Source organism: Edwardsiella hoshinae NBRC 105699 = ATCC 33379 (genome assembly GCF_000474215.1).
GTDB classification, from domain to species: Bacteria; Pseudomonadota; Gammaproteobacteria; order Enterobacterales; family Enterobacteriaceae; genus Edwardsiella; species Edwardsiella hoshinae.
In genome coordinates this window covers 1-11459 of record NZ_BAUC01000029.1, presented here as the reverse complement: position 1 = coordinate 11459, position 11459 = coordinate 1, and the positions used below count along the sequence as shown (strand labels likewise).

Annotated in this window: 11 protein-coding genes and 1 tRNA gene; 4 read left to right on the top strand and 8 right to left on the bottom strand. The window is 55.3% G+C overall.

The window, feature by feature from the left end; genetic code table 11:
• Positions 1 to 13: 13 nt before the first annotated feature.
• Complete coding sequence (locus EHO01S_RS12705; RefSeq protein WP_024524308.1) at positions 14 to 460, bottom strand: YccF domain-containing protein; 447 nt, start codon at positions 458 to 460, stop codon at positions 14 to 16.
• A 201-nt stretch (positions 461 to 661) separates the two neighbouring features.
• On the opposite strand from EHO01S_RS12705, the gene helD reads away from it, so the two are divergent.
• The gene (gene helD, locus EHO01S_RS12700; protein ID WP_024524307.1) at positions 662 to 2716 is read left to right on the top strand and encodes a DNA helicase IV; all 2055 of its coding nucleotides are present in this window, start codon (positions 662 to 664) and stop codon (positions 2714 to 2716) included.
• A 61-nt stretch (positions 2717 to 2777) separates the two neighbouring features.
• Here the strand turns inward: helD and EHO01S_RS12695 are convergent, their stop codons facing one another.
• Complete coding sequence (locus EHO01S_RS12695; protein ID WP_024524306.1) at positions 2778 to 3236, bottom strand: methylglyoxal synthase; 459 nt, start codon at positions 3234 to 3236, stop codon at positions 2778 to 2780.
• Positions 3237 to 3354: 118 nt separating this feature from the next.
• Positions 3355 to 3846 (bottom strand): YccT family protein, encoded by a 492-nt coding sequence (locus EHO01S_RS12690; RefSeq protein ID WP_024524305.1) that lies wholly within the window; start codon positions 3844 to 3846, stop codon positions 3355 to 3357.
• Between the two features lie 192 nt (positions 3847 to 4038).
• Between EHO01S_RS12690 and EHO01S_RS12685 the strand changes: the two genes are divergently transcribed.
• Positions 4039 to 4461 carry a CoA-binding protein gene (locus EHO01S_RS12685; protein WP_024524304.1) on the top strand — a complete coding sequence of 141 codons (423 nt, stop codon included), beginning with the start codon at positions 4039 to 4041 and terminating at the stop codon, positions 4459 to 4461.
• Between the two features lie 44 nt (positions 4462 to 4505).
• Here the strand turns inward: EHO01S_RS12685 and hspQ are convergent, their stop codons facing one another.
• Both hspQ and rlmI read right to left on the bottom strand, forming a co-directional pair.
• Positions 4506 to 4826, bottom strand: a complete 321-nt coding sequence (gene hspQ, locus EHO01S_RS12680; RefSeq protein ID WP_024524303.1) for a heat shock protein HspQ — start codon at positions 4824 to 4826, stop codon at positions 4506 to 4508.
• 114 nt (positions 4827 to 4940) lie between these two features.
• Positions 4941 to 6140, bottom strand: coding sequence for a 23S rRNA (cytosine(1962)-C(5))-methyltransferase RlmI (gene rlmI, locus EHO01S_RS12675; RefSeq protein WP_024524302.1), 1200 nt, complete (start codon positions 6138 to 6140; stop codon positions 4941 to 4943).
• Between the two features lie 191 nt (positions 6141 to 6331).
• Between rlmI and yccX the strand changes: the two genes are divergently transcribed.
• Positions 6332 to 6610 carry an acylphosphatase gene (gene yccX, locus EHO01S_RS12670; RefSeq protein WP_024524301.1) on the top strand — a complete coding sequence of 93 codons (279 nt, stop codon included), beginning with the start codon at positions 6332 to 6334 and terminating at the stop codon, positions 6608 to 6610.
• A gap of 27 nt (positions 6611 to 6637) precedes the next feature.
• Here yccX and tusE read toward each other — a convergent pair whose 3' ends face one another.
• Positions 6638 to 6967: a sulfurtransferase TusE gene (gene tusE / locus EHO01S_RS12665; protein ID WP_024524300.1), complete on the bottom strand. Its 330-nt coding sequence runs from the start codon at positions 6965 to 6967 to the stop codon at positions 6638 to 6640.
• A 126-nt stretch (positions 6968 to 7093) separates the two neighbouring features.
• The gene (yccA, locus tag EHO01S_RS12660; RefSeq protein WP_024524299.1) at positions 7094 to 7756 is read right to left on the bottom strand and encodes an FtsH protease modulator YccA; all 663 of its coding nucleotides are present in this window, start codon (positions 7754 to 7756) and stop codon (positions 7094 to 7096) included.
• 315 nt (positions 7757 to 8071) lie between these two features.
• Here yccA and EHO01S_RS12655 point away from each other — a divergent pair.
• Positions 8072 to 8159 (top strand) — tRNA-Ser (locus EHO01S_RS12655).
• A gap of 578 nt (positions 8160 to 8737) precedes the next feature.
• Here EHO01S_RS12655 and EHO01S_RS12650 read toward each other — a convergent pair.
• The gene (locus tag EHO01S_RS12650; protein ID WP_024524298.1) at positions 8738 to 10027 is read right to left on the bottom strand and encodes an MFS transporter; all 1290 of its coding nucleotides are present in this window, start codon (positions 10025 to 10027) and stop codon (positions 8738 to 8740) included.
• Positions 10028 to 11459 lie beyond the last annotated feature (1432 nt).

The following is an 11459-nucleotide window of genomic DNA, read 5'->3' as shown; positions in this document are numbered from 1 at the left end:
GGCTTAGCGCGATTTACTGAAAACGGCGGCGAGCATTAGCGTGGCGCATTTCCTGTGCGACCTCGACCGAGACGACGCGACGCCCGACGGGCCACAGCGCGATAGCGGCGATCTTGAAATTGGCAATCCCGACGGGAATCCCGATCAGGGTCACGCATTGTACGATGCCCGCCGCGATATGGCTCAGGCAGAGCCACCAACCGAAGAGCACCAGCCACAGGATGTTGAGCAGGGTACCGCCGGCACTGAGCAGACCATTTTTTCGCTCGGGATAGAGATCGTCGACATGCACCGCCTCGTTGCCATAGGGTAGCAAGGAGAGTTTGGTTATCTCCCAGCACGAGCGAGTCAGCGGCAGGGTGATGATCAATAAGGCGCTCACGACCGTCGCCAGTAGCCAGCCCAGGGTGGTGATAAAACCACCAAGCACAAAATTCAGAATATTCAGTACGGTTCTCATTGGCATCAACTCATTAGGATTCGGGCGGTTACGACGCGTTAGTTTACCCTGTTTTCTCGGCGGCCGGAATGTGATGCGTTGCGTTTTAGTCGCTTTCGTCTGCATTGTGAGCGGGCGTGCGGTCAGTGAAGGCGCCTAGAGCCGATGGCGATTCCTGAGTAAACTGTCAGCATGATGGCGTCAATACGGGTAAAAGAGAACATGGAACTCAGGGCCACCAAGTTGGGGCAGCGTTTAGCGCAACATCCCTATAACTGTGCGCGGATGTTGAATGCCGGCGTCGAGGTGAGTGGAGAGCGGCATCAGTATCTGATCCCGTTCAATCAACTGATGGCGTTGCGTTGTAAGCGTGGATTGGTATGGGGAGAATTGGAGTTTGAGTTACCCGACCAGCGGGTCGTGCGCCTGCATGGTACCGATTGGCAGGAGACGCAACGTTTTTATCACCATCTGCGGCAAAGTTGGCAGACGTGGAGTGACGAGATGGCGCAGATCAGCGCCGAGGTGTTGCAGGTGCAGTGCCAGGCGCTACAAGCGTTGAGCGAGCGTGACGGTTGGTTAGGACGCGATGCGTTGGCGCAGGCCATTCAGGCGATCGAGAGCGCGTTTCAGGCGCTGCCATTGCCGTGCCAACGCTTGGACGAGTTCCCCGTCTGTGCGTCGTTGTATCGCGATTGTTTGGCCTGGTGCACCGAAGGGGAGTCATTGCGTCAACAGCATAACCGGCAGTGGAGCCAGCGCATGTTGAGCGAGCAAGCGGATTTCTTCGCCCAGGTCGAGGCGCGGCCACTCAATCCGAGCCAGGCGCTGGCGGTCGTCAACGGTGAAGCCAATGTGTTGGTGTTGGCGGGGGCTGGCAGCGGAAAGACCAGCGTGTTGCTGGCGCGTGTCGCTTGGTTGCTGCACCGTGGGCTGGCCGAGGGGCCACAGATCTTATTATTGGCCTTTGGGCGTCGGGCGGCACAGGAGATGGCACAACGCCTACAACGCTGTTCGGGGTGCGATACGGTAGAGGCGAAAACCTTTCACGCGCTAGCGTTACAGATCGTACAACAGGCGGGGCGCAAGCCGGTGCGCCTCTCGCGTCTGGCAAGCGATCGTCAGGCACGCGATGATTTCTTACTCGCCGAATGGTGCCAGCAATGTGCAACCAAGAAGAGCCAAGCCAAGGGGTGGCGCCAGTGGTTGCAAGACCTGTTTGGTGAAGTAGCGGTGGAGGAGTCCTTCTGGCAGGATAAACACTTACAGGCTCGCCTGGTGCCGCGTCTGGCCTATTGGATCGGCTTATTACGCGAGCACGGCGCGTCGCAAGCGGCGATGACGGCTTTGGCGCCTGAGGCGTTGCGTACGCCGTTTCAACAACAGTTGCGTTTGTTGGCTCCGTTGCTGAAAGCGTGGAAGGCGGAGTTGAAGCGGGAGGCGGCCCTTGATTTTCCGGCGTTGATCCAGCAAGCCCAGGCCTTGCTGGAAAAGGGGCGCTTTATCAGCCCATGGAAGCACATCCTGGTGGATGAGTTTCAGGATATCTCGCCGCAACGCGCTCGCCTACTGGCAGCATTACGTGCACAGAATAGTCACAGTACGCTATTTGCCGTCGGTGATGATTGGCAGGCTATCTATCGTTTTAGCGGCGCAGCGTTGGCGTTGACCACTGCCTTCCATCACCATTTCGGTGTCGGGGAGTGCTGTCAGTTAGACACTTCTTACCGTGTTAATCGCCGCATCGCGGAGATCGCCAACGGTTTTATCCAACAGAATCCGCATCAACTGAAGAAGTCGCTTGCCAGCGCGAGTGCCGGCGAGCGTCAGGCGGTTACCCTGTTGCCGCAAGATCAACTGGAAGCGTTGCTCGATAAGCTGAGCGGCTATGTTCGAGCCGAGGAGTCTATCCTGATTCTGGCGCGCTACCATCATCTACGTCCGGCGTTGTTGGCGCGTGCGGCGACTCGTTGGCCCGGGCTGGATCTGCGCTTCCTGAGTATTCATGCCAGCAAAGGCTGCGAGGCGGACTATGTCATTGTGCTCGGGTTACATGAGGGAGATGACGGCTTTCCAGCCCCCGCACGGGAGAGCGTCATCGAACAGGTACTGTTGCCGGATGGCGAAGATTTCCCCGATGCCGAAGAGCGGCGTCTGTTGTATGTCGCGTTGACGCGTGCGCGTCGTCGGGTATGGCTGATGCAGGACGTACAGCGTCCTTCGCGCTTCGTGGCAGCGTTGCAGCGGCTCGGTGCGGTGGTGCGGCGCAAGCCCTAAGCGGGGCAAGTAGGGTGGGGGCGGCTCAGAGAGGGCTGAAGCTGGCTCTGAGCCGCGACATTTAGATCAGACGCTGATTGAGATAACGCTGGTAGTCGGGGATGGCGATCGCCATCTCACCGGCGAACATCGGTGAGCTGATGAGAAAATCCGCCGTCGCGCGGTTGTTGGCGACCGGGATGTTCCAGACGGTCGCCAGGCGTAGCAACGCTTTGACATCGGGATCATGCGGTACGGCGTTGAGGGGGTCCCAAAAGAAGATCAGCATGTCGATTTTCCCTTCGGCGATCAGCGCCCCGACCTGCTGATCCCCGCCCATTGGGCCGCTCATCATGCAGTTAACCGGGATGCCACTGGCCTTCTGGATCAGATTACCCGTGGTGCCGGTGGCGAAGAGTTGGTGTTGGCTGAGCTGTGCCTTATTGTGCGTAACCCACTCCAGCAACGCTTGCTTGCGGTGATCGTGTGCCACCAAGGCGATGCGTTTATGGTTGGGGAGGGTGCGGGTGGTCATTTCCATGCTGTTGGCCTTCATTTAAAAAAGAGTGTCAAAACAAGGGAGCGCTACACCATAGCAGGGTTGGGTATACGCTGTCGCGATACGGCGCAAGAAACACGAAAAGGGTAACGATCTGGCGTTAGGGGGCCAGTATGGGCAGGGCGGCGTTGGCGTCGCTATGATTGTAGCGACGCAGCAACTGGCGATAGCCCTCGCTGTCCGTCGCGCTCGCGTCGAGGACGTCGGCACGAAACTCGAGCGGGATGCCGCGATGGTTAAGCAGCTCGAATCCCTGCGTCTGCTCCAACTGGTGGATATCCCTTTCATTGCCGAGGCGAGGCAGCTTGATGGTGACCGAGGTGGCATCCCGGGTATCGAACAGGGCGATTAGCGGGGCAGAGTAGTGCGGTTGCCCGTTCTGGATAAAGGGTTTGGCGACGCGGAACAGTACTTGATGGGTGCCGCTATCCAACTCTAGGCTATTGGCGCTCTTAAACAGTGCCGTCGGCAGCGGTTGGCCGTCGAGCGCCAGCAATTCAATATCGCTGCCAAACTTCAGCGTGGTGGCTGACAGGGCGTGGCAAAACAGCAGCGTGCCGCACGTCAATGCCAATAAAACACGTTGTCGCATGGGATCCTCAAGCTTGCTCGGACGAAGCGCGTGCGGCTATCGCGGCGAGACAGAAAGCAGAACGCGCCGGGCGCCTTCTTTGTAACATATTTTTACATTATACGGGGGCTGGCCGCACCGCGTCAAAAAACCTTTGTCATCTGTCGGATGGGCTCTATGCTGAAGTGGTGCATTTTCTCTTAGGAGTCTGAAATGGATGATGAAACGCTAACGCGGATTTTACGCCGTGTGCGGCATATCGCCCTGGTTGGTGCCAGTGATAAACCAGAGCGGGCCAGCTATCGCGTGATGGCCTACTTGTTGGCGCAAGGGTATCGGGTGACGCCGGTCAGCCCCAAGTTAGCCGGGCAGACGCTGCTGGGGCAAACGGTCTATGCGACGCTGGCCGAGGTGGCGCAACCGATCGATATGGTCGATGTCTTTCGTCACGCCGACGCAGCCTATGAGGTTGCGCAACAGGCGATCGCCGTCGGGGCCTCGGTCCTCTGGTTACAGCTGGGAGTGATTAATCCCGAAGCGAGTGCCTTGGCGCAGGCCGCCGGGCTACAGGTGGTGATGGATCGTTGCCCGAAGATCGAAATCCCGCGTCTGGGGCTGGCGCACGAGCAGGGCTGAGGTAATGCCTCCCCCACATTGATGGGGAGAGGCGCATCCATCGATCAGTTTCTCAAGCGCGGTGCCTGAAGCTGGGCGCGGATTGATTCGGCCAGTTCATCCATCGATGGTTGTTCTGGATGGGAGTCATTGCTTTCGCCATCCAACTGTGCCTCCGCCAGATAAGTATGTACTGGACGCCCCTCGTCATCTTCCATTACCACGTGATACCACGGCGCATGGCGTAGCATCTCGTTGGCACCCAGATCATCCGCCTCAGGCGTGTCCGCTAATGCATATTCGGGGTCAATGTCTATCACCACACCCAGCGAGCCTAACAGTTTGTGGCGCACCTGCTGCCCGATGCCGAATTTGCTGGTAATCATATGACCTCCTTAGAAACCGCAACTTCTACCGACAGATATGTGGGTGGAAATCCCTGTTTCAAGTATGACGCCATCGCCGAGCGCATCCGCGTGCGCCCCTTGTCGGGGCGCGTCTTACGATTTCTCCATGACGCGGCAGGCAAACCCTTTCAGGTAGAGGCCCTCCGGGTAGCTGGCGATCACCGGGTGATCGGCGGCCTGACGGTACTGTTCTATAAATTGTATATCACGTCCGGCATCGACGGCGGCATCGGCCAAAATTTTCTGGAATAGATCGGTCGGCATCAGTCCAGAGCAGGAGAAGGTCAGTAATACCCCACCAGGACGCAGCAGTTGCAGGGCCAGCATGTTGATGTCTTTGTAGCCACGGCAGGCCCCTGCCAGCTGACTCTTATTCTCGACGAATTTCGGCGGATCCATCACGATGAGATCGAAGGTTTTTCCCTCATCACGATAACGGCGCAGCAACTGGAACACGTCATCGCGCAAGAATTCGGCGCGGGCGAGATCCAGGCCGTTCAGCTCGACGTTTTGCCGGGCGATGTCCAGCGCCGCCTGTGACGTGTCCACGCTGGTGACCTGGGCACAGCCGCCCATCAGCGCCGAGACGGCGAAGGCACCGGTGTAGGAGAAACAGTTGAGGACGTGGGCGCCGCGCGCGAAGCGCCGCGCCGCGAGGCGGCTATCGCGTTGGTCGAGGTAGAAGCCGGTCTTGTGTCCCGCCTTGATATCGACCAGGATTTGCATACCGTGCTCGCGGATGGGCAACAGGTCGGGGGGCAGTTCGCCGCTGATCGGTCCCTGGGTGAGTGGCAGCCCCTCTTTCTTGCGTACGGCCACATCGGAGCGATCGTAGATGGCGCACTGGGGATAACAGGTATGTAGCGCGGCCAACAGCGTGGCGCGTTGGTATTCGGCACCGGCAGAAAGCAACTGTAACACCAGGGTGTCCTGGAAGCGGTCGATGGTGATCCCTGGCATGCCGTCAGACTCGCCGGCGATCAGGCGGTAGCCTGTCAGATCATCACGTTCGGCCAGCCAGTCACGCCAGCGCTGGGCTTGTTGCAGTCGGCGTTCGAAGAAGGCCTGATCGATATGTTCGTCACGGTTAAAGCTCCAGACTCGGGCCCGGATCTGCGATTGGGGCGAATAGGCGGCGTGGGCCAGCCACTTCCCTTGATGATCGCAGACATCCAGCGTCTCACCGCTGGCGGCATTCCCTTCGATGCGAGCCACCGCGCCGGAGAAAATCCAGGGATGGCGGCGGAGTAAGGACTTTTCGCGTCCTTTAGCGAGGATTAAACGGGCCAAAATTCACCTTCAAGATACAGTTATGGAAGCGGCGGGCGGCTATCATAGCCGAATGTTGCCGCAGCCACTACCCTCGCGACGTAGAGGCGATCGCCGACGGCGTGGTAGTCTATGCTGTTAGCAGCGGCGAGGCACTCGTGCGGCTATTGCGGGCGGTGATGGCATGGTGAACGATGGTCGGGGGAGGGGCAACGATGGCGATACAATGCGTAGCAGCGTATATCAGTGGTTGTGTGCAAGGGGTGGGTTTTCGCTATGCGACCCAGCGCCAAGCACAGGCATTAGGCGTGACGGGATACGCCCTCAATCTGGACGATGGACGGGTGGAGGTGTTGGCCGAGGGCGAGGCGGCGGCGGTAGCGCGTTTGCTACAATGGCTGTCGGCGGGAGGCCCGCGCCATGCGCAGGTCACCCGGGTCGACACAGAGCCGCGCCCGCCGCAACATTTCCCGCTATTCACCATTCGTTATTGAGTGGGAACCAGGCCGCCTAGGCGGCTATCAGATACATTTTACCGGCTTGGGAAGGCCGGCAATCTTGGTCGCCTGTTTGGCGGGGCCCTTGGGGAAGAGGCGATACAAATAGCGACTATTGCCTTTCTCTTCGCCATATTTTTGCGTCATGGCCTTGACCAGCATGCGGATCGCCGGCGACGTGTTAAAGGTTTGGTAAAATTCACGCACAAAGCGCACCACCTCCCAATGGGCCTCGCTTAGGGTAATCCCCTCCTGCTGAGCCAGGATCTCGGCCAGCGCCTCGCTCCACTCCTGGCTATTGCATAGATACCCCTGGGCGTCGGTTTCGATGCTACGACCGTCAAACTCTAACATGGCAAAATAGTCCTAACTGGCAAACAACCGCCTAGTGTACCTCAGTGGTTGGCTCGTACCAAATGGAGAAAATAACAGCCCCGCCAAGGCGGGGCTGGATAACGTAGGTGTATAACGCGGAGGGGATCAGTTGCTGCGTGCGAAGCCCAGCAGGCTGAGCAGACTGATAAACAGGTTATACAGTGATACATACAAGCCGACGGTAGCGCGGATATAGTTGGTTTCGCCACCGTGAATAATGTTGCTGGTTTCCCACAAGATTGCGCCAGTCGAAAACAGAATAAACAGGGCACTGATGGCCAGAGACAGCGCCGGCAGTTGCAGGAATAGGTTAGCGACGACGGCCAACAACAGCACCACGAAGCCCGCCATCATCATCCCGGAAAGGAACGACATGTTTTTCCGTGTAGTCAGCACATAGGCTGAACAACAGAAGAAGACCAGCGCGGTGCCGCCCAGAGCCAGCATGATCAGATCACCAGCACCGTTGGCGATGAAGGTGCTAAGAATCGGCCCTAGGGTATAGCCCATAAAGCCAGTCAGCGCGAAGACGGCCAGGATACCTGCCGGACGATCGGCCAGACGATAGGTGAGAAACATCAGACCATAGAAGCCGACCATCATCAGCAGTAGACCCGGTGCGGGTAGCATCAATACAGTGCTAGCGGTCGCGGTGAGGGCGGAGAAGGCCAGTGTCAACGCCAAGAGGAAATAAGTGTTGCGCAGAACCTTATGGGTGCTCAGTAATGAACTGCGCGCAGAGGTAGAAGAAACGACAATACGATCCATACGGAGACTCTCTTGTTGTGTTATCGATAGGGATAGGGGCTCACCCTGGGGGATTGTCGGAGGCAACCATCCTTGCCCGTTACCCGCGCTGTCACCCCATAACCCAAGATAAAATATAAGGAGAGGGGGAAAAGCGAGAAGGCGCTTTACCCATCTTTACGCATTTTCATGCCGGGGGCACGTCACATCCGGTTGTTTTTTAGCGCAATTGCACAAAAAGGGATCAGGCGATGGCGCCATTGTCGATTTTGCCAGCATTCGCACCATCACAGCCTTTACAAGGCCTCTCACGCTGGCTATAGTCTTCCCCATCGCGGAGGAGTGGCCGAGTGGTTTAAGGCAGCGGTCTTGAAAACCGTCGAGTGTAACAGCTCCTAGAGTTCGAATCTCTACTCCTCCGCCAAATTTCAGCCCCAGGCTATTAATTAGCCTGGGGCTTTTTTCATTTGGTGATGAGGCCAATCGGTGATCGTCCTCCATACGCTAACTCCTCACCTAGCCGCCTGTTGCCGATGCCGCCTCGCACCGTTTAAGCGTGTTTAATCTGTGTCGCATGGTGTGGCTTCATCGCTGCTTATCTGCTCGGAATTTGAGCGTCAGTTCATGGTCATGGCTTTACGCGAAGTAGGGCGCGGTAACGTGAGTCGGCGTGTGCTGGGTAAAATCCTCCAAGTTGTGGGTCAATGTCTCGCCGATGACGTTCTTCGCCCGGTCATTATGTCGGCATGACAGCAGGAAGCCAGATCGGTTTCCCCCATTTCCAAGCGGTTCGCGCCGAGACTGAAGATGGTGAGGACGAGGAGGCAGAGGGTATATAAGGTCGCCATAAACGCGAGCGGGATAAGATGGTCGGGTGGGGTTGATAGCAAAATATTACCGGCATAGGGGCGATATTAAGGCGATAATCGCTGGGCGAGGCACCGCTTGCCGGAGCGGCAAGCGGTGTGCATGAAGCCAGGCGTACACCTGGCGGGAGCAAGATTATTTAGCGTTGCTGCGGTTATAGCGCTTGTCCACACCGATGATCGTGATAATCAGCAGGACTAACAGAATGGCGATGGCACCCATCAGCATGAACACGCCGTTCCAAGAGTAGGCTTTCTCGATCAAGGCGATAGGTGCACCGGCCATCGCGGCACCGATATAGGTCACCCCACCTTTTAGGCCAGTCGCGGCCCCAGCCCCATCGGCGTGCGAGGCCTCGATGATCCCCAGAGCAAATAGCATCTGCGGAGCGTAGATGCCAGCACCGATGATGAAGAAGCAGATGGCGACCAAGTAATAATGTACATGAATGGTCAGGGCGACGCCGATCATGCCGCCGATTAAGACGAAGCTGTAGATCAGGATGGTCTTCCAGCGATCCGCGTTAAAGAGTTTGTCGGAAATAATCCCCGAAGTTAACCCACCGAGAATGCCTCCGACCTCGAACCAAGCGACCAACGAGTTTGATTTGACCAGATCCCAGCCCAATTCCTTAACGAAGTAGACGCTGACCCAATCGTTAGTGACGGTACGGATGATGTAAATGCAGAGATCGCCACCGATAGCCAACCAGATGATCGGGTTATTGACGATATAGCGGGTGAACATCTGCCAGATGCTCAGACCATTTTCAGAGCGTTTGTTGATCGCTAATTGCTTACTGTCTTTCTTCCATTCGCCAACATTTGGTAGCCCATATTTTTCTGGTTTGGCGCGCATAAAGACCGCTGAAATAATCGCCTGCACGGCGGTGATAGCCGCCGGAACATAGAAGGCGTAACGCCAGTTACCAGTATATTCAATAACCCCGGAGGCGATCAGTGGAGCCAAGGCACCACCGACGTTATGTGAGGTGTTCCAGAGTGAATACCAACCGCCGCGTTCAGACTTGGAGTACCATTGACTGATCGCCTTAGCGATCGGTGGAAAGCCACAACCTTGTGCCACGGCGGTCAGGCAGTAGAGTGAAAGCAACACGGTGACGTTATTGGACATACCGATGCCCACGTTAATTACCGCAACGATTAATAACACCGGAGCCAAGAATAACCTAGGATTAATCCGGTCGGCTAATAACCCAGAGCTGAATTTAGAGATACCATACAGAATGTAGTAAATAGAAGAGGCGGTACCAAATTGTACCGCAGTCATCCCGATATCCTGCATTAGTAATGGCGCCGCGGCGGCGAATGCCTTACGGGATATGTACATCACGGTGTAGGTGAGAAAAGTGGTGATGATGATTTGCCAGCGTAATTTCTTATAGATTTTATCTATGTTATTCATTATTTATACACCATGTGAGCGAGGTGGCGTAAACACGTCATAAAAAAGCACGGCCAAAATAGGACTCATGCAGCCTGGTGGTTCGATATATGCCACAGTTCTGTGGCGGTAGGATAAGAACGCGGGGTATCTTGTCATGAACTATAGGGGGCGTCTAGCGTTGAAAGTAACAAATATGGGATAAAACAGCGCCAATTTGTATATAACTTGGCTTATTTGTTTCCATTTATATTTGTGTGAGTTCTATCAATTATCCTCAGGCACTATTGCAGTAAAAGTAATCATCAGTGGTTAAAAAGGTTTTTATTATCCTATTTTTCTTTTTAGTGCAACGCATCGTAGCGAATGATGAATATTGCATGGGTCAGGTCAGTAGCTACCATTACATAGCTAGCGTGATAGTTGCTTTAGGACATTATCAGCCTCGGCGTCGAGGTGAACTGAGGTAACAAATTTGATGGTGTCGCGTGCTGTTTGATATCGTTGGTGTTATAGCGTATCGCTTGAGGATGATATTATCGCCTTGGCTGTCAAATGGCGCTGCCTGCAAATAGGTGAACTAGGCAACTGATGGGGGGAGGCTAACTGATTAGCCATGGGTGATGACGCCAGCGCTCTCGCAGTACGCTAATAAAGCGTAGGAATATGGCGAAAAATATCATCGCATGGAAATCGAGTGTGCAAGTAAGATGGTCGGTGTTATCATCTTCCCTGTAAAAATATATTATTGTCGGCCAATGAATATATCTTTCTCGCCCTATTGGTGAATGAAAAATAGCCTGTTGGATTTGTAATGATGGCACATGCTTATTTTTGCCATCGTCGATAAGAAAGTAATCTTTCTGTGCGTTGTCTGCCGATTATTTTAATGCGTTTGCGCCCGTGTGCCTTTGCATATAGGGAGGAGATAGGTGGGTAAGGTCTGGAGGGGGCGTTATTATATTTTGACCAGGCGGATAAAATATGGTTAAGGCGCAAGCAGTCGGTGCTGTCTATGGCGCGTACCTCTCTATTGAGATTAGTATCGATGAAAAAATACAGGGCTATCGGAGGACGGTGTAGTCGATAGCGTGTAACTGGTATGTATACTCGGTCTGCGAGTTTGAGCGTGAATGATTTATTGCTCGCTAGGCGATCATTGATACTCTTAATCTGTAGCTATGGTAAATAGCGTATTGTGACGTTTGGGCGATGCCGCGCGATAGTACGCTATTGCCGATATCGTCATGACGGTTAAAGCAGGGTAATCGTGGTTCGCTGTATACGCAGGGAGCAGCAACGTTGGCGCGTTGTGCGCCTCGGGGATTTCTTATGGGGGCTTGCGGGGTATTTTGCTGGTGAATAGCGAATAGCGAATAGCGAATAGCGAATAGCGAATAGCGAATAGCGAATAGCGAATAGCGAATAGCGAATAGCGAATAGCGAATAGCGC

Excerpts from the sequence above, each read along its gene's own strand:
- EHO01S_RS12705 (WP_024524308.1), bottom strand. The coding sequence starts at position 460 with ATGAGAACCGTACTGAATATTCTGAATTTTGTGCTTGGTGGTTTTATC.
- helD (WP_024524307.1), top strand. The coding sequence starts at position 662 with ATGGAACTCAGGGCCACCAAGTTGGGGCAGCGTTTAGCGCAACATCCC.
- EHO01S_RS12695 (WP_024524306.1), bottom strand. The coding sequence starts at position 3,236 with ATGGAAATGACCACCCGCACCCTCCCCAACCATAAACGCATCGCCTTG.
- EHO01S_RS12690 (WP_024524305.1), bottom strand. The coding sequence starts at position 3,846 with ATGCGACAACGTGTTTTATTGGCATTGACGTGCGGCACGCTGCTGTTT.
- EHO01S_RS12685 (WP_024524304.1), top strand. The coding sequence starts at position 4,039 with ATGGATGATGAAACGCTAACGCGGATTTTACGCCGTGTGCGGCATATC.
- hspQ (WP_024524303.1), bottom strand. The coding sequence starts at position 4,826 with ATGATTACCAGCAAATTCGGCATCGGGCAGCAGGTGCGCCACAAACTG.
- yccX (WP_024524301.1), top strand. The coding sequence starts at position 6,332 with ATGGCGATACAATGCGTAGCAGCGTATATCAGTGGTTGTGTGCAAGGG.
- tusE (WP_024524300.1), bottom strand. The coding sequence starts at position 6,967 with ATGTTAGAGTTTGACGGTCGTAGCATCGAAACCGACGCCCAGGGGTAT.
- yccA (WP_024524299.1), bottom strand. The coding sequence starts at position 7,756 with ATGGATCGTATTGTCGTTTCTTCTACCTCTGCGCGCAGTTCATTACTG.
- EHO01S_RS12650 (WP_024524298.1), bottom strand. The coding sequence starts at position 10,027 with ATGAATAACATAGATAAAATCTATAAGAAATTACGCTGGCAAATCATC.